This is a genomic window from Lutibacter sp. (assembly GCF_041596795.1).
GTDB lineage: Bacteria > Bacteroidota > Bacteroidia > Flavobacteriales > Flavobacteriaceae > Lutibacter.
The window spans coordinates 1-16,973 of the sequence record NZ_JBFHHX010000073.1; the positions used below are offsets into that span (position 1 = coordinate 1).

The 16,973-nt window shown below is 28.0% G+C and carries 18 protein-coding genes and 1 pseudogene; 10 read left to right on the forward strand and 9 right to left on the reverse strand.

The genetic code is table 11. The features are described 5' to 3' along the window. Nucleotides 1-302 (reverse strand): annotated as a pseudogene (locus tag ABY298_RS09780) (adenosine deaminase); the annotation flags it as partial. Between the two features lie 119 nt (nucleotides 303-421). On the opposite strand from ABY298_RS09780, the gene ABY298_RS09785 reads away from it, so the two are divergent. After that, nucleotides 422-949: a peroxiredoxin gene (locus tag ABY298_RS09785; protein WP_372745868.1), complete on the forward strand. Its 528-nt coding sequence runs from the start codon at nucleotides 422-424 to the stop codon at nucleotides 947-949. Nucleotides 950-984: 35 nt separating this feature from the next. Here ABY298_RS09785 and ABY298_RS09790 read toward each other — a convergent pair whose 3' ends face one another. After that, nucleotides 985-1,347: a hypothetical protein gene (locus ABY298_RS09790; protein ID WP_372745869.1), complete on the reverse strand. Its 363-nt coding sequence runs from the start codon at nucleotides 1,345-1,347 to the stop codon at nucleotides 985-987. Between the two features lie 477 nt (nucleotides 1,348-1,824). Here ABY298_RS09790 and ABY298_RS09795 point away from each other — a divergent pair, with 477 nt between their 5' ends. Both ABY298_RS09795 and ABY298_RS09800 read left to right on the forward strand, forming a co-directional pair. Next, entirely contained in the window at nucleotides 1,825-2,091 is a 267-nt protein-coding gene (locus ABY298_RS09795) for a hypothetical protein (protein WP_372745870.1), read from the forward strand. A 118-nt stretch (nucleotides 2,092-2,209) separates the two neighbouring features. Then, nucleotides 2,210-2,422 (forward strand): hypothetical protein, encoded by a 213-nt coding sequence (locus tag ABY298_RS09800; protein ID WP_372745871.1) that lies wholly within the window; start codon nucleotides 2,210-2,212, stop codon nucleotides 2,420-2,422. Here ABY298_RS09800 and ABY298_RS09805 read toward each other — a convergent pair. Further along, nucleotides 2,419-3,363 carry a LysR substrate-binding domain-containing protein gene (locus ABY298_RS09805; RefSeq protein WP_372745872.1) on the reverse strand — a complete coding sequence of 315 codons (945 nt, stop codon included), beginning with the start codon at nucleotides 3,361-3,363 and terminating at the stop codon, nucleotides 2,419-2,421. The two genes, ABY298_RS09800 and ABY298_RS09805, sit on opposite strands and share 4 nt — an antisense overlap. Nucleotides 3,364-3,467: 104 nt before the next feature. On the opposite strand from ABY298_RS09805, the gene ABY298_RS09810 reads away from it, so the two are divergent. Further along, nucleotides 3,468-3,938, forward strand: coding sequence for a Dps family protein (locus tag ABY298_RS09810; RefSeq protein WP_372745873.1), 471 nt, complete (start codon nucleotides 3,468-3,470; stop codon nucleotides 3,936-3,938). A gap of 79 nt (nucleotides 3,939-4,017) precedes the next feature. On the opposite strand, the gene ABY298_RS09815 is transcribed toward ABY298_RS09810, so the two are convergent. The 6 genes from ABY298_RS09815 to ABY298_RS09840 all read right to left on the reverse strand — a co-directional run bounded on the left by ABY298_RS09815 (nucleotide 4,018) and on the right by ABY298_RS09840 (nucleotide 11,419). Continuing rightward, complete coding sequence (locus tag ABY298_RS09815) at nucleotides 4,018-6,693, reverse strand: T9SS type A sorting domain-containing protein (RefSeq protein ID WP_372745874.1); 2,676 nt, start codon at nucleotides 6,691-6,693, stop codon at nucleotides 4,018-4,020. A 253-nt stretch (nucleotides 6,694-6,946) separates the two neighbouring features. Beyond that, nucleotides 6,947-8,554 (reverse strand): helix-turn-helix transcriptional regulator, encoded by a 1,608-nt coding sequence (locus tag ABY298_RS09820; RefSeq protein WP_372745875.1) that lies wholly within the window; start codon nucleotides 8,552-8,554, stop codon nucleotides 6,947-6,949. Between the two features lie 48 nt (nucleotides 8,555-8,602). Beyond that, nucleotides 8,603-9,415, reverse strand: coding sequence for a lysophospholipid acyltransferase family protein (locus ABY298_RS09825; protein WP_372745876.1), 813 nt, complete (start codon nucleotides 9,413-9,415; stop codon nucleotides 8,603-8,605). Between the two features lie 40 nt (nucleotides 9,416-9,455). Continuing rightward, nucleotides 9,456-10,088: a CoA pyrophosphatase gene (locus ABY298_RS09830; RefSeq protein ID WP_372745877.1), complete on the reverse strand. Its 633-nt coding sequence runs from the start codon at nucleotides 10,086-10,088 to the stop codon at nucleotides 9,456-9,458. Beyond that, on the reverse strand, nucleotides 10,089-10,700 hold the full coding sequence (locus ABY298_RS09835) for a trimeric intracellular cation channel family protein (protein ID WP_372745878.1): 612 nt from the start codon (nucleotides 10,698-10,700) through the stop codon (nucleotides 10,089-10,091). Beyond that, nucleotides 10,700-11,419 carry an RDD family protein gene (locus ABY298_RS09840; RefSeq protein ID WP_372745879.1) on the reverse strand — a complete coding sequence of 240 codons (720 nt, stop codon included), beginning with the start codon at nucleotides 11,417-11,419 and terminating at the stop codon, nucleotides 10,700-10,702. Before ABY298_RS09840 ends, ABY298_RS09835 begins: the two co-directional genes overlap by 1 nt. A gap of 105 nt (nucleotides 11,420-11,524) precedes the next feature. On the opposite strand from ABY298_RS09840, the gene ABY298_RS09845 reads away from it, so the two are divergent. The 6 genes from ABY298_RS09845 to ABY298_RS09870 form a co-directional block, all read left to right on the forward strand. Continuing rightward, complete coding sequence (locus ABY298_RS09845) at nucleotides 11,525-12,493, forward strand: stage II sporulation protein M (RefSeq protein WP_372745880.1); 969 nt, start codon at nucleotides 11,525-11,527, stop codon at nucleotides 12,491-12,493. Then, entirely contained in the window at nucleotides 12,483-13,370 is an 888-nt protein-coding gene (locus tag ABY298_RS09850; protein WP_372745881.1) for a hypothetical protein, read from the forward strand. Before ABY298_RS09845 ends, ABY298_RS09850 begins: the two co-directional genes overlap by 11 nt. 3 nt (nucleotides 13,371-13,373) lie before the next feature. After that, nucleotides 13,374-14,123, forward strand: coding sequence for a DUF4129 domain-containing protein (locus ABY298_RS09855; RefSeq protein WP_372745882.1), 750 nt, complete (start codon nucleotides 13,374-13,376; stop codon nucleotides 14,121-14,123). After that, complete coding sequence (locus ABY298_RS09860) at nucleotides 14,116-15,324, forward strand: DUF4350 domain-containing protein (RefSeq protein WP_372745883.1); 1,209 nt, start codon at nucleotides 14,116-14,118, stop codon at nucleotides 15,322-15,324. Before ABY298_RS09855 ends, ABY298_RS09860 begins: the two co-directional genes overlap by 8 nt. After that, nucleotides 15,311-16,297 carry an AAA family ATPase gene (locus tag ABY298_RS09865; RefSeq protein ID WP_372745884.1) on the forward strand — a complete coding sequence of 329 codons (987 nt, stop codon included), beginning with the start codon at nucleotides 15,311-15,313 and terminating at the stop codon, nucleotides 16,295-16,297. Before ABY298_RS09860 ends, ABY298_RS09865 begins: the two co-directional genes overlap by 14 nt. A 2-nt stretch (nucleotides 16,298-16,299) precedes the next feature. Then, nucleotides 16,300-16,973: DUF58 domain-containing protein (locus ABY298_RS09870; RefSeq protein ID WP_372745885.1), on the forward strand; the 674-nt coding region annotated here is incomplete at its 3' end.

Here is a 16,973-nt window from a genome sequence, read left to right on the forward strand (position 1 = left end):
GTTTGAGGGTCGAACATAATTTCTGTATGTCTAACATTTTGCTCAGCACATTTTTCTAAATAATTGTAAGTTAATTCGTAAAAATCTTGTTCGTAAATTAATACTGCTGCTCCTTGGTAATAGATATCTAAAAAATCTTGCAGGTTATTAAATTTGTATGCTGCAGATAATTCTTCAACTGTATTAAAAGGAATTTTAATATTATTTCTTTGCGCTATTTTAAATAATAATTCAGGTTCTAGAGAACCTTCAATATGTAAATGCAATTCAGCTTTTGGTAAATTTTCAATAAATGATTTCAATAGGATTCTTTAATTTAAAATTAATGTAATTAAATACTTTTAACTTATATATACAGTATTTAAGTTTACAAAACTACATAAATCCATATTTTTATTTCATATTTGTTAAAAATAAATTAATGAAGAAAATATTTTTTGCAATAATAGCAGTAATTGGTTTATTGTTTTTGTTGTTCTTAAGAAAAAATAATGAAATGAATATAATTGAAGTAGGAGATAAAGTCCCTAATTTTATATTGCAAGACCAAAATGGAAAAACTTTTAATTTAGAAAGTGAACTTGGTAGTAAAATGGTTATTTATTTTTATCCAAAAAATAATACTCCAGCGTGTACAAAAGAAGCTTGTAAATTTAGAGATGAATATGAAAGTTTTACAGATTTAGATGTAAAAGTTATTGGAATTAGTAGTGATAGTGTCGCATCTCATAAAAAATTTGAAGAAAAATATAACTTACCTTTTTTGTTATTAGCAGATATTGATAATAAAGTTAGAGGTCTTTTTGGTGTGCCAAAAAGTATGATATTTTTACCAGGTAGAGTAACCTATGTTATTGATAAAAATGGAATTGTTAGGTATATTTTTAACAATCAGTTTGGCGCTGAAAAACATATTGTAAATGCGTTAAAAAAAATAAAAGAACTATAAGGTTACCAAAAAGATAACCTTATAGTTATACTTTTTTATGATGCATTTGAAATAGCTAAATTTAAAGGGAATTTAAACACTGCTTTACAAATAGTTTCATTTAATTCTGATGTTTTATTAACGGTGGCTAAAACATGAAGTTCAGAATTATCATATTTAATAATTTGAGATTTTATAAGCAATTTATCATTTAAAAAGGCATTTTTTAAAAGTTGTAATTTGTATAATTCAGGAAGTGAGAACGTTATGTTTGCTTGGTTTGTAATAATACTTTTTACAAAATCTTCCATCTCATTGTATAAAACATGAGGTAAAAGGGCGTTCTTATTATTTATATCTTTTTCTGTAACTACGAAGTGTCTTTCTGGAGTGCTATAAATATTTTTTAAAGTTTTCATATGTGTATTTTTTTAGTGATGAATTAATAATGGTGTGGGAATGTGTCTGTTTTTATTTGTAAATAATTGATTACAAAGCATTGCAATTTTGGAATAGACTTGTTGATTGAATTGTGATCGTTTCATAATGGTTGTTTTTTAAAAATTAATATTTGTTGTAAAAAAAAAGGTGCTTTTTGAAAAAAGCACCTTTAAAATATAGTTATTATAGTTTGTTATCAATAATTATAGAAAGTGCTTTTACGGGTATATACCTGTTGTTGCTTAAACATAGCCACGGACGCATTACATGCAACAGCATATGACGATTTAAAATCGATCATTGCAGGCATTGTATTTGTTAGTATGTTTAAATTTGCTTTCATATATATGCTCTCAAAATTAAAATATTTTTTTAATTATCAAACATTATTAGTAAAATATTTATTTAATGAATCAAATTCTTGTAAATTTGCCCGAAAATATAAATATATTATTATGGCAAGTGTTAAGAATTTAAAGAAAGATATTAATTACGTTTTAGGCGATATTATTGAAGAGTGTTATGTGTGGGAATTATTAAACCCAAAAGTGGATACTAAAAATGCTGAGGCAATTATTGATGAAGCTATTACTACTTTTGATGCTTTAATTGAAAAAGTAAACAAAAAAAATATAGCAGATAAAAAAGCTCATTTTAAAGCAATTAATGTAGAGTTTGAATCAGCAGCTACATCTTTATTAGAAAAAATTAATTCGTTATAAGAATTTAGGTTTTTTTTGTGATTGTTTTTTAGGAGTTAGTTAAATTTTTATCTAAATTTATACAATAATAACCCTAGTATTACGTTCTAAAGACAATACTCTAAAATTTTTATAATTTATGGCAAGAGCAATGTTTGAGTACACCAAAGCGGTACTTGAAAAAGTTAGCTTTAACACAGAATTGTTTAACAAAGAATTAGAAAAAGCAGTTAACAGATTATTACCCTATGAGATAAAAGAATTATTCTTTTGGCTAAAAGATTTTACATCCAATAAACCGGAATTGTATAGTTGTTTAGCTTTAGTTGAAAATACAAAAAGGAGCCTTTAGGCTCCTTTTTTTTGTAGTGGACTTATTATTTTTACATCGTTAAAAGCAATAACGCCTCTAATAACGCTATCTATTACACCTTTTAAAGAATCTATCATATGAATTTTTAATTGTGATTTATGATAAATTAAACTCACTTCTCTTGCAGGAACTGGTTGCTTAAATTCTTTTAAATATATTTTATCCTTGTCGTTAATATCTAAAGTTTGTAAATAAGGTAACAAAGTCATTCCTAACCCTTCCTTAGAAAGTTTAATTAACGTATCAAAACTTCCACTTTGCAATTGAAAATGTTGCCTTTTATTTCCTAAAGTACTGCATAAATTAATAATGTTTTCTTTAAAGCAGTGCCCATCTTCAAGTAATAAAATATCATCAATATTTAAATTTTCAATATCAACAGTTTTATTTGGAAAAAGACGATGTTCTTCTGGAATAAAAGCTATAAATGGTTCATAATATAAAACGCGTTCCTTTATTGCTTCATTTTCAAGAGGTGTTGCAGCAATAGCTATATCAATATGACCATCGGTAATTTTTTTAACAATTTCTTCAGTAGTTAATTCTTCAATTTTTAAATTAACTTTTGGATATTTTTTTATAAATGTTTTTAAAAATAATGGTAAAAGTGTTGGCATTACGGTAGGAATAATTCCTAATTTAAAATCACCACCAATAAATCCTTTTTGCTGGTCTACAATATCTGTAATTCTATTGCTTTCATCAACAATTATTTTTGCTTGTTCTACTATTTTAGCACCAACTTCGGTTAATTGAATTGGCTTTTTATTTCTATTAAAAATTTGAGTATCTAATTCGTCTTCTAATTTTTGAATTTGCATACTTAAAGTTGGCTGTGTAACATAGCAATGTTCCGATGCAATTGTGAAATTTTGGTATTCTGCAACAGCTAAAACATACTTTAATTGTGTAATTGTCATTGATATAAATATTTTTGATAAAGATATTAAAACAATCAATAAATGTTATCATAATTACTAAATTTTATTGTTGATATTTGTGTAAGAAATTAAAATTATTAAATATGAATACAACAATTATTGGTTTAAACAAAAGTGAAACCGAAAAATTAACAATTAGTTTAAATGATTTACTTGCAAATTTTCAAGTCTATTATCAGAGTTTAAGAGGGTTGCATTGGAATATTAAAGGAAAATCTTTTTTTGAATTACACGTAAAGTTTGAAGAATTTTATACTGATTCTCAAGAAAAAATTGATATGATTGCTGAAAGAATTCTTACATTAGGAGGGCATCCTTTACATACTTTTGAAGATTACTCTAAATTAGCAAAGGTTCCTGTTGGAAAAAATATTTCTAAGGATACTGAAGGAGTTGCTTTGGTGGTAAATTCTTTAACAGAATTATTAAAAATTGAGCGTTTAATTTTAGAAGAGTCTGGAGAAGCAAATGATGAAGGAACAAACTCTATGATGAGCGATTTTATTGCTGAGCAAGAAAAAACAATTTGGATGTTAAATTCTTGGTTACAATAATAATATAATTATAATTAAAAAAGGGCTGTTCTCAATTGAGAACAGCCCTTTTTTAATTATGTTGTGGGGACTATTATAGTTAATTTTTAATCAAGAATTTTTGAGTGGAAACTTTATTTCCGTTTATTAATTTTATAATATACAAGCCATTAACAGCATTGTTTAAAGGAATTATATTGTCTATATTCTCTAATTTTCCATTTGTAATTTTACTACCAGCAATATTATATATAATATAATCGTATTTAGCAGATGCATCTTTTAGTTTTATATTTAAACTACCGTTAGTAACTGGGTTTGGATATAAAGTTAAAATATCAGAAATTGGAACATGAATTTCTCCTATTCCTAAAGTAGAAAAATTAATATCAGCTTGCCAAGTGCCTCTTCCATAAGTTGCTGCTCTTAATTTTCCAGTTGCAGTTGATGTGTAAAAAATTTCTAAATCTTGAACTGAATTTTTAGGTAAATCTGTAGCATATTGTGTCCATGAGCTTTGTGAATTATCAATATAATAAACTCCAATATCAGCTCCTAAATAAACAGCATCATTAGTACTATTTTTAACATGTACTATTGTATTTATTGGTAAATTAGGGAGTGTGTCTGAATTTAAATTTACCCATGTAGTTCCACCGTCAGTTGTTTTAAATACTTTAGTAGTTGCATTATAACCAGAAAAAACTACCCATACTTTTAAAGGGTCTGTATTAGAAATTGCTAAGTTTTTTAATTTAGCATTGGCAACAGGTAAGGTTCCGGTAACATTAGTCCAATTAACACCAGAGTTTATACTTTTTGAAATCATATTATCTGTTATAGCATATATAATATGATTATTGCTTGGAGCAATTTCAAAACGCAAAATATTTTTACCTGCATTAGGTGTACCAAGCGCAGTCCAAGTTGGATCTACATAATCTGGATTAGATAACATATTTGTACTTTTATATAAAGCAGGTCTTCCTCCAACATATACTAAATTTGCATCTGTTGGATCTTGATGTATAGGGGTAAACCATTCAGAATTTAGTTTAGTATAGCCAGATACAACACCATTTTTGTTTCGTGAAAATTCACCATTAACTGTAGAATATATTTTAATATTATTATTTGTTCGGTCTATAAAACCATCTTCACCATCACCTCCACCAAGTACGGACCAAGATCCAGGAGAGGTTGAAATTAAAGATCCTATATCTTGCAATCCAGTAAAAAATAAATTTTGATCAGTTGCAGATAATGAAATGCTTGTTTGTTGCCCAACAGCAATGTTATTAGAAATATCTTCCCAAGTAGATTGTCCATCTAATATTCCTTTTGAAATTCCTCCATCACAAGTGCTATACAATGTTGTATCGTCATGTGGAGAATATGCAATATATTGTATATCTGCATGTATATATGGTTTCGTATCATAAACATAGGTAGGATAAGCAGGGTTTAAACCTAACCAATACGTAATTCTAGACCAATTTGTTCCTCCATCTGTTGATTGCCATTGATTAATACCTCCAATTGTAATTAAGTCTTGATTTATTGGAGATACCGCAATTGCTAAGTCATGGCTTGCTTGTCCACCATTCCATCCAGGTGTTGGGCTTGATGGTGGAGTGGCATCGGCATGTAAAAGGTTTATTGAATTATACTTTAACGAAAAACTAGCTCCGCTATCTGTTGATATATAAACTCCTTTTAAGCCATTTGTACTGTTTCCTAAAACAGCATAAACCTTAGATTCATTATGTTTTGTTACGGCCAATTCAATTCTACTTACATCACTAGTTGGTAATCCAGTAGCGGCAGTCCATGTAGTACCATTATCAGTAGATTTATAAATTTTATTTGTAGATGAAGCATAAACAACGGCAGTAGGCGATGGAGGTGTAGCTAAATTTGTTGGTTTAAACTCAATGTCATAAAAATAATCATAGGTACCTGTATGCGTGTTTGTAGCCCAACCATCGGTTGTTTTAAAAACACCACCATCGGTTGTTACCATCATAATCAACGGATTTGTAGGGTCCATTACAATTTTGGTTATTTTATAGTTATCATCATCTGTCCAACTTAAACTTGTAGTAGACCAAGTTGTTCCACCATCGGTTGATTTTAACACACCAATACTTCTTCTATCAGTTTCTCTATCACCAGTAGCTAAATACATTAAATTAGTATTAGTAGGATGAATAACTAATCCCGAACAGCCAATAATGGTTAAAAAATCGGTATTTGTTGTCCAATTAGCACCACCATCTGTGGTTTTCCATAATCCGCCATCTGGTGATCCTACATACATTTTTGAAGAATCTATTGGATCAAATGTAATAAATGTTAATCTTCCTGTTCCAGAATCGTAACCAGTTGGTATAGAGGTTCCGTTTAAAGTGGTCCAATTTGAAGTAGTTGATTTTAAACTAAGTTGATCTTTACTTAAATTATTATTTTGTTTTGATGTATAGTTTTTTTCCCATTCTAAATAATTTGAATAGGTAGATGATAATAAGTCAAGATTTCCAGATGGATATACACGGTCTTTAGCTTGGTATTCCCAACGTTTAAATATTTTATATCCTTGGCCTTTTTTTGGAGTTTTTCCTTCCCAATATTGGTAAAAATCATCTTGAACCTCTTTAAAAGAAGCAGACTTATTATTCCCCATTTTGGACCAATCTACCTTTTTACTCTTATTTTCTTGTCCATAAATAAGACTTGTAAATAAGAAAAGGATTAATAGTAATTTTGTTGTTTTCATAATTTGATTTTTAGTTTAATTAGTTGTTTTTTCTTACTACTTTTTGAGTAAAAAGAAAAGTTGAAAAGAGTAAAAAGATAAGTGTGTAAAAGTTTTTCATTTGCGATTTATTTATTAAAAATTAGATTTCGCAAATATATTAAGCCATTTATAATCAGATGTATTGTACAACTACGCAAATACTACGCACTTTGTAAATATTATAAAATGTTAATTCTGGCTAAGGATTTGATTAAGAGAGGCGTATGTTTTTTTAGATAGAATTGATGGTTGATTTTTTACTATCTTTAAATACTTTGTTTAGTAATTCAATTAAAGTTAATCCACTATTATTTGAATTAATTTTTTTATCAATTCTATAGCGTTTACTTTCTACAGCTCTGGTTGAAATATTAAGAAATTGAGCAATTTCTTTGTTTTTAAATCCAGTAAATAGGTAATAACAAATAATAACTTCAGATGGATTTAATTCAGGATAAGTAGCCTGTATTTTTGTGAAAAAATCTACATTTAATTTGTTTATTAATTCTAAATGACCTTTTTCTTTATTTAAAATTGTAGAAGATTTTATATGAATATTTTTATAAAGCTCTTTAATTTGTTTGCGTTGTTCTGAGCCTTCATTTAATGCGGAAATATTTTTTATTTCAACTTTTAATTCACTTATATATGTTTCTAATCCTTGAACTTTAATTTTTAATTTGTCATGACTAGATTCAAGGTAAGTCGATTTTTTAATTTTATGAATAAAATCGTTAATTTGATTTTTTAATTTTTTATAAGTCACAAAATATATAATACTTAAAATAAATACAAGGCTTAATAAAGTTATAGCAAGTATTTTGTTGAAGTTTTTATTTTTGTTTTCAATTTTTAAATCATTTTCAGTTTGCACTAATATATTATTCATTTGCAAACTAGCGTCAATGGTTTTTTGAAGTTCTTTTTCTTGAAAAATTTGTAAAGAATCTATGTAAGCTTCACTTGATGCTATATCTCCAGCAAGTTTATAAGCATCTGTATATAAAGAATAATAGTTTTTAATAAGCACACTATTCATAATAGTGCGTGCTTTACTTGCTTTGGATAAATAAATAAATGTTGAATCTAGTTGTTTTTTAGAAATATAGAACTCAGCTAAACTTGTGTTTAAACTTGCTTCACAATATAAAAAATTGCGTAAATTAATAGTTGGATTTTCTTTTAATGAATAGAATATTTGTAAATATTTAGTGGCCGTTTCTAAATTTCCTAAATAAATATAATTTGTTGCAAGCATAAAATTTGCATACATATAATAATAAGCATCTTTGGTATAGTTTTTATAGGTATTTATATTTTCTAAAATAAGTGTGTTACATGCTTTATATTCATTATTTTGAAATTTTATAAATTCTTGCATTTGTAAAACTTCAATAAGTCCTGCTTCATTTTTTGCAAGTTTGTAATACTTTTTAGATTTTTCTAAATAATTTAATGCAGTAGAATTCTTTTTTTGAGCGGAAATTTCGATATATAATTCTAAGCAAACCCTTCCAGCAACGTCAAAATTCTCTTCTTTTTCTGCATTATTTAATGCTAATAAATAATTTTGAATTGCCTTAGCATTTTCGTTTAATTTATTGTGAATTAAACCTTTTGTTTGATAATAACAAGATATATGCCCTACTATTGTTGTATTAAATGGCTTTGGAATTGAATCTAAAAAAGTGGCTGCAAGTTTTGGATTATCAGTTAAATGGTAATCAGCAGAATCTATTAAACGAATATAATTTTCATTATCATTCTTTTGTCCAAACCCAATTAAAAAGGATAGTAAAAAAAAACTTAATACCTTGTATTTTATGTGATTATATTTCAATAGCGCAATTTTGTTCAATAAAAAATATAATGGTACTTAATTTGAATGTTATGATTTACTCCAAAACTTTCTATGTTTATTAAGTTCGTCCTCTTGTTTTTTGTATTCTTCAGGAGAAATTACTTTTAAATGAGATGGATGTTGTTCTATTTCAAACTGAATTCTTTCTATAAGTTCATCAATTGTTTCGTTTTCATAATCAATTTTCATTGGTTGTTTAATTACCATAGATTGTAAAACGTTTCGTTTTTTTATTAACAGTCCTTTTTTATCATACGCTCTTCTAAAACCATCAATTACAATAGGAACAACTACAGGTTTGTAGGTTTTTATAATATGCGCAGTACCTCGTCTAATAGGTTTAAAAGGCGTTGTTGTACCTTGCGGAAAGGTAATTACCCAACCATCGCTTAATGCTTTTTTAATATTGCTAATATCAGACATTTTTACTTGCCTGTTAACGTCTTTACCTTGGCTTCTCCAGGTTCTTTCAATAGAAATGGAACCAACATAGGCAAATATTTTAGGTAGTAAACCGGCTTTCATTGTTTCGGAAGCGGCAATGTAATAGATATTTAGTTTGGGGTTCCAAATGTAGCCTATATTTTTAATGGTGTTCTCTCTACCTTTTAAGGCAGCATTAAAAACATGAAACATAGCAGCAACATCTGCAAAATAAGTTTGATGATTGGAAATGAAAAGTACATTAGTTTCGGGTAGTGTTCTAATAATTTCAGATCCTTCAATTTCGAGTGTATTAAATCTTCGGTATCTTCCGTGCGAAACTACCCCGAAAATGCGAATAAGCCATCTTTTTATAAAAAGGATGTGCCCAAACGGATTTCTTTTAAAAATTGGCATTTAGTAGGTTTTGGTAAAAACAAATTTAATAAAAAAATGGTTACAATTTTTTAATTAATTCTTTGATTTCGCTTAACATCATTGCTGTTGCTCCCCAAACTACATAATTGTTTAGTTTAAAGCATGGTACAATCATGTTTTTTGCGTAGGAAGTAGATAAAACATCGGTTGTAACATTATTTTCATCTAAAAAATCTGTTAATGAGATATGTATTAGCTCTGCAACTTCATGATTTTTTATAAAATTTGGCTTAAAATTAATGGTACTTAAAAAAGGTGTAACAATAAAATTGCTTGGTGGAATATACACATCCGTCATTTGCTTAAATATTGAAATATGATTTATTTCAACACCAACTTCTTCATAAGTTTCTCGTAATGCAGTTTTTTCTAAAGAATCATCTTTTGTATCAAATTTTCCACCAGGAAAACTTATTTGCGAAGCATGTGTTCCGTTGTATTCGGCTCTTTGAGTTAATAAAAACGTAGTTTCGTTGTTTTCATTTGGGTAAAATAATACCAAAACGGCCGCTTTTTTTGGATTGTTTGCATAAATAAACTCATCCTTATATTTTGTTCTTATTTTAGGAGCTAATTTAAATTGCGCATCAATTCCTCCTAATTGAAAGGTGTTTAGTTTATTTAAATTATTTTTAAAATAGGTAAAATCCATTTATCGTTTGGTATAAAATGTTGGTAGCGATAAATGAAACACTACTGCAATAATTCTTATAGTAATTACAACAGAAGATGTTGCTACGTATACAATTGTTTCATTAAATTCAAAATTATGTAATAATAAATAAACCATAGCTCCAATAACACAAGCTGTAGCATAAATTTCTTCCCTAAATATTACAGGAACTTCATTACATAATATATCTCTAACAACACCTCCAAACGCCGCTGACATGGTTGCAATAGCAATTACTACAACAGGATGAAAACCTGCATTTAAACCAATTTCAGTTCCCATAATGGTATATAAACCTAGTCCTATAGTATCAAATAAAAATAATGATTTGTTTAAATATTTTAATTTTTTCCTGAAAAAAACAGCAAAAAAATACGATCCCATAATTATAAAAATAATATCGGTGTTGGTCATCCAAAAAACAGGTTTAGAACCAATTAAAACATCACGTAATGTTCCACCTCCAACAGATGTTGCAAATGCAATAATAAAAACCCCAAAAGGATCAAATTTTTTTCGCATAGCAACAAGAGATCCTGAAATTGCAAACGAAATAATTCCTAAAATATTTAATACGCTAAAAAGTGTCATTACATTTGTTGTGTGAAATAGTTGTAGTCTTTAATCACAACATCTACAAAATCTATAGGTTTCATGTCTGTTTGAATATCGGTTAAATCCACTATTTTTTGATGAATTTTAACAATAATATTGTGATTTCCTTTTCTTTTGGCCTTCAAATACAATTCTTTAATTGTTTGAATATCTTTGTCAGAAAGCAACGTTACTTGTGGAAAGGTTGGTGTATATTCTTCGGAGATGTCCGTACTAATAGTATCGTTAATTGAAATTTGTTTTTTTTCTGAAATTACAGTTGTTCCAGCGGCTAAATCCCCTAAACGTTGCCCTTTTCCATTTAACAAAATAGTAAGCATAGCTACAGATCCAGAAGCCATTCCAATATCAACAGGACGTAGCATCCATCGAATTAAAAAACTAGAAAAAGTTGGTTTAGATCCGTCTAATTTTGTTACTCTAATATTATTTAAATATTTTCCCGGACTTTGTCCATTCATTAATGTTTCAAATAATAAACTGTAAAAAAATACAGGTAAACTTAAAAAGCCATATATATAATAAATATCACTGCTTCCATTTAAATCTAACGCATTTAAAATTAGAAAAATTACTAAGTAATAACCACCAATTATAAAACCATCAATTAAAAAAGCACCAATTCGGGTACTTAAATTTGCTACATTTTGTTGAATGGTTACATTTTGGGCAGTTTCAATGTGAAAATTATCCATTATTTATTGTTGATCTTTTGGCTGATACAATTTGATTTTCTACTTTCGTTGACTTGAATACTCAATATTAATAATTGCTATATTGAAGCCACAAAAATAATAAAAATGCGTGAAGCATCCTTTGTAAAAGCAAATAAAAAGAAATGGTTATTGTTTGAAAATGTTCTGGACAAAAAAGAACAGATTTCTCCCAATAAATTATCAGATTTATATATTGAAATTACTGACGATTTAAGTTACGCAAAAACTTTTTATCCGCACAGTAATACAGCGGTTTACCTTAATTCTATAGCTTCTAGAGCGCACCAAAGTATTTATAAAACTAAGAAAGAAAGTAAGAACAGATTGTATACTTTTTTTAAAACCGAATTTCCTTTAGAATTTGTAAAATATCATAAACAATTATTAATTGCATTTACAACATTTGTGTTTTTTGCAATTATTGGCGCGTATTCAGCAGGAACAGATGGAGATTTTGTTCGCTTAATATTAGGTGATAGTTATGTAAATACAACACTAGAAAATATTGAAAAAGGTGATCCAATGGCAGTTTATAAAAAAATGGAGGAAACATCTATGTTTATTGCTATTACTTTAAATAATATTAAGGTTGCAATGACAGCGTTTGTTTATGGAATATTCCTTTCCGTTGGAACCTTATATGTAATGCTTCAAAATGGTATAATGTTAGGTTCTTTTTTATACTTTTTTTATGAAAAAGGATTGCTATGGGAATCTTCTAGAACCATTTGGATTCACGGAACTATTGAAATATCAGTAATTATTATTGCTGGTTGTGCGGGGTTGGTGTTAGGTAATGGTTTATTGTTCCCCAAAACATACACTAGGTTAGAATCTTTTAAAAGAAGTTTTAAAGCCGGATTAAAAATTATGGTAAGTACCATTCCGTTTTTTATTGTTGCCGGTTTTTTAGAAGGTTTTGTAACTCGTCATACAGAAATGCCAGATTGGTTGGCAATTTTTATAATATTAACGTCTTTTAGTGCAATAGTGTACTATTATGTAATATACCCAATTAAATTATCTAAAAAACAAATTGTAAATGGAAACTAAAAATTTTATTGAATTTAAAAAAGAGCGCGATTTAGGCGCAATTATTACTGATACTTTTAAATTTATTCGTGAAAACTGGAAAGAATATTTTTTAACAGTATTAAAAATTGTGGGACCAGTATTATTGGTTGCGCTTGCGGTGTTGGTATTTTATATGTTTTCAATGTCCGATTTGTTTACAAATATTGGAGGAATTGAAAATAATCCAGGAACATTTTTAGGCACTATGTTTTCGTGGATTTTTGGGTTAATTTTTGTGTATATTTTACTGTATACGTTGCTTTCAATGGCTTCTTTGTACTTTATAAAATCGTATATAAACAATAATGGAAAAGCTAATTTTTCCGAAATTAAAACAAATATTTTACAAAATGTTTGGAAATTTATAGGGCTAGGATTCCTAATCACTTTAGTAACCATTGTTGGAATGGTTTTTTGTTACATTCCAGGAATTTATTTAGGAACAGTTTTATCACTTGCAACATCTATTATGGTATTTGAAGATAAAAATATTGGAGATACTTTTTCTCACGCATTTACATTAATTAAAGGTGAATGGTGGAATACTTTTGGGGTTTTAATTGTAGTTTGGATGTTGTTAGTTATTTTAGGTCAGGCATTTTCTATACCAGCTTTTATTTATCAAATGATAAAAATGGGAACTATGGTTGGTAGTGAAGATCCAACGGAGGTTTTTACCATTTTTAAAGATCCTATTTATTTAGCATTAAATATCTTATCGTATGTTTTTCAGTTTATTTTATATTCTATTCCGTTAATTTCAACAGTTTTTGTGTATTACGATTTAAATGAACAGAAAAATCAAACCGGAACTTTTGAAAAAATTGATAGTTTAGGAAACGATTCTACAATATAATATATGAAAAAACTGTTTTTTTTAATTGGTTTTTTGGTTATCTCTTTGAGCTGTTTTGCCCAATCAGATTCACTAACCGTGCAAAAAGATCAGGAAATAATTACCCAGAAAAAATTTAATAAAAGCAATATAGATAAATACAAGGCCGATAAAGATTTTGATTATACAGAAATTGTTGAGGTTAAAGAACCTACAATTTTAGATAGAATTTTAAATTGGATTGGTCGACAAATTATGCGCTTTTTAGAATGGATATTTGGAGTAGAAAGTGCCAAGGGAATTTTTAAAACTATTTTACAAATATTACCATATATTGTTGCTGGTTTAGTATTGTTTTTATTGTTAAAATTCTTTTTAAAAGTAAATTCAAATGCGCTGGTTTCCAATGCTAACAATAAATCTGCAGTAACAATTACAGAAGAAGAGGAGTTGATTAAAAATAAAGATCTCTCCAAATTAATTTTGCAAGCTTTTCAAAATAAAAATTACCGATTAGCAGTTCGCTACTATTATTTGCAGTTATTAAAACAGTTAGAAGAAAGGGAACTGATTGTTTGGGAACAACAAAAAACAAATGAAGATTTTAGTAAGGAAATTAAAGATCTAAATTTGAATAAGTCTTTTGTAAAGTTAACCAGATTGTACGATTTTGTGTGGTATGGAAACTTTGAAATTAATGAATTAGAGTTTACAAAGGCAGTATCAGATTTTGAAAGTGTAACTAAACAATTGAATAAAAAGAAAATTGGATAAATCATTAAAAATATATGTTGTTATTTTTATAGTGCTAATTTTAGGTTATTTATACCTTGATAGCACTAAAAAAAAGCCTATAAATTGGTTTCCAAGTTATGCTGAAAATCATAAAATTCCGTATGGTACGTATGTTTTAAGAAATGAGTTACAAACATTCTTGCCAAATACAACCATAGAAGAAATTAAAATTCCACCCTATATTTATTTAGAAGATTCTACAAGAACAGGAACCTACTTTTTTACTGATGAAGCGTTAAATTTTGGCGATGCCGAGTTTTATAGATTAATGCAATTTGTAAAAAGAGGAAATGATGTTTTTATTTCTACTCACGGAATTCAAATAGACACCCTTAATTTTAAAACCAAACGTTTAGTAAGTAATAATTTAGATGAAAAAGTATTTTTTAAATTGTATAATAAAGCTTTTAAAGGAAAAGAATTTTCATATAATAGAGAGTTTGTAAATCAGGTTTTTACAGAGATAGACACTTTAAATACTACTATTTTAGGAATTACAGGGTATGTAAATAAAAACAGCGAACGTACCGAAGAAGGCGTTAATTTTGTGAAATTTAACTACGGAAAAGGAAATTTTTATTTTCACACTTTTCCTGAAGCCTTTACAAATTATTACATATTAAATTCTGAAAATGAGCAATATACAGCAAATGTTTTGTCGTATTTAAATCCAGAGAAACCACTTTTATGGGATTCATATTATAAAACAGGGAAAAGCAGTATTTCATCGCCAATGCATTATTTGCTCAGTTCAAAATATTTAAAATGGGCGTATTATATGGCATTAATAGGCGTGTTGTTTTTTGTAATTTTTGAGGGAAAAAGAAAGCAACGCAGCATTCCGGTATTAACACCCTTAAAAAACCAAACATTGGCATTTACACGCACTATTGCTAATATGTATTATGAGCATCAAGATCATAAAAATTTAGCAGAATATAAAATAAGTTATTTGTTAGAATACATTAGAACAAAACTACACATTCCAACAACTACTATTGATGAAACTTTATACAAATATGTAGCTTTACGTAGCGGTAATACTTTTGAAGAAGTAGAAAAACTCTTCAAATTTTGTGATGAAATTCATTTGAAAAATCAAATTTCAACTGATGAACTCATCAAATTAAATAAAATGATTGAAAAATTTAAAAACACAATTCAATATGGAAGAAAATAACGATTTGAATTTTAATAATAGAGTTGATTTAGAAAAACTAAAAGATGCTGTCATTCAAATTAAAGCAGAATTAGGCAAAATAATTGTTGGGCAAGAGCACTTTATGGATTTGCTAATTGTTGCATTATTGGCTGATGGCCACGTGTTAATTGAAGGTGTTCCGGGTGTTGCAAAAACAATTACTGCAAAATTGCTTTCAAAAACTATTGATACGGGTTTTAGTAGAATTCAATTTACGCCAGATTTAATGCCAAGCGATGTATTGGGAACGTCTGTTTTAAATATGAAAACATCTGAATTTGAGTTTAGAAACGGACCAATTTTTTCTAATTTAGTATTGATTGATGAAATTAACCGAGCACCTGCAAAAACACAAGCAGCGTTGTTTGAAGTTATGGAAGAACGCCAAATTTCTATTGATGGACATACCTATAAAATGAAACCACCTTTTATGGTATTGGCAACTCAAAACCCAATAGAGCAGGAGGGAACATACGCATTGCCAGAAGCCCAATTAGACCGATTTTTATTTAAAATAGATGTTGGATATCCAAATTTAGATGAAGAAATTTTAATTCTAAAAACGCATCACAATAGAAAAGGTATTTTGCCTCAAACACTTATAAAACCATTGCTATCAGAAGCTGATTTATTAGAGTATAAAAACAAAATATTTGATATTTTGGTTGATGAAAAATTAATGAATTACATTGCTCAAATTATAACAAAAACAAGAAATCATCCACATTTATATTTAGGAGGCTCACCAAGAGCAAGTATTGCAGTTTTAAATTCATCAAAAGCTTATGCGGCGATTAATGGACGCGATTTTGTAATTCCAGAAGATATTAAAAAGGTCATTTCGCCAGTATTACGTCATAGAATTATTTTAACGCCAGAACGTGAAATGGAAGGAATGACCGCAGATAAAGTGATAGAAATGATTGTACAATCTGTGGAAGTACCACGATAATTATGAATTTATTTAAAAACTTATACATTCACCAGCGCTTTTTTGTGTACATAACAATTATAGCGGCAACATTTTTGGTTTCCTTTTGGTTTCCAATATTGTATAGTGCTGCATGGTTTTTAGTAACTATAATTGCAGTGTTATTTTTTGGTGATATTTATATGCTTTTTAATCCAAAAAATGGAGTTTCTGCCAGAAGAATTTTAACAGAAAAGTTTTCAAATTCTGATGAAAACCCAATTCCAATTACTGTAAAAAATAATTATAAATTTACTATTGAAGCTAAATTAATAGATGAATTGCCAATTCAATTTCAAAAAAGGGATTTTGAACAAACTATTCAATTAAAAAGTGCTGAAAATTATAATTTTGAATATTCAGTAAAACCTGTTGAAAGAGGAGAATACCACTTTGGAAACTTAAATGTATTTGTGTCATCACCAATAAGAATTGTTGCCAGACGCTTTAAATTTCAGGAAAATGAAATGGTTGCTGTGTATCCGTCTTATATTCAAATGAAAAAGTATGAGTTTTTGGCAATGAGCAATCGTTTAACAGAATTTGGACTTAAAAAAATTAGAAAAATTGGTCATACTTTAGAATTTGAGCAAATTAAAAATTACATAGCTGGAGATGATGTGCGTACAATTAACTGGAAAGCTACAGCAAAGCGTAA

Coding starts and splice junctions, on each gene's coding strand:
- ABY298_RS09785 (WP_372745868.1), top strand. CDS start 422: ATGAAGAAAATATTTTTTGCAATAATAGCAGTAATTGGTTTATTGTTT.
- ABY298_RS09790 (WP_372745869.1), bottom strand. CDS start 1,347: ATGAAAACTTTAAAAAATATTTATAGCACTCCAGAAAGACACTTCGTA.
- ABY298_RS09795 (WP_372745870.1), top strand. CDS start 1,825: ATGGCAAGTGTTAAGAATTTAAAGAAAGATATTAATTACGTTTTAGGC.
- ABY298_RS09800 (WP_372745871.1), top strand. CDS start 2,210: ATGGCAAGAGCAATGTTTGAGTACACCAAAGCGGTACTTGAAAAAGTT.
- ABY298_RS09805 (WP_372745872.1), bottom strand. CDS start 3,363: ATGACAATTACACAATTAAAGTATGTTTTAGCTGTTGCAGAATACCAA.
- ABY298_RS09810 (WP_372745873.1), top strand. CDS start 3,468: ATGAATACAACAATTATTGGTTTAAACAAAAGTGAAACCGAAAAATTA.
- ABY298_RS09815 (WP_372745874.1), bottom strand. CDS start 6,693: ATGAAAACAACAAAATTACTATTAATCCTTTTCTTATTTACAAGTCTT.
- ABY298_RS09825 (WP_372745876.1), bottom strand. CDS start 9,415: ATGCCAATTTTTAAAAGAAATCCGTTTGGGCACATCCTTTTTATAAAA.
- ABY298_RS09830 (WP_372745877.1), bottom strand. CDS start 10,088: ATGGATTTTACCTATTTTAAAAATAATTTAAATAAACTAAACACCTTT.
- ABY298_RS09835 (WP_372745878.1), bottom strand. CDS start 10,700: ATGACACTTTTTAGCGTATTAAATATTTTAGGAATTATTTCGTTTGCA.
- ABY298_RS09840 (WP_372745879.1), bottom strand. CDS start 11,419: ATGGATAATTTTCACATTGAAACTGCCCAAAATGTAACCATTCAACAA.
- ABY298_RS09845 (WP_372745880.1), top strand. CDS start 11,525: ATGCGTGAAGCATCCTTTGTAAAAGCAAATAAAAAGAAATGGTTATTG.
- ABY298_RS09850 (WP_372745881.1), top strand. CDS start 12,483: ATGGAAACTAAAAATTTTATTGAATTTAAAAAAGAGCGCGATTTAGGC.
- ABY298_RS09855 (WP_372745882.1), top strand. CDS start 13,374: ATGAAAAAACTGTTTTTTTTAATTGGTTTTTTGGTTATCTCTTTGAGC.
- ABY298_RS09865 (WP_372745884.1), top strand. CDS start 15,311: ATGGAAGAAAATAACGATTTGAATTTTAATAATAGAGTTGATTTAGAA.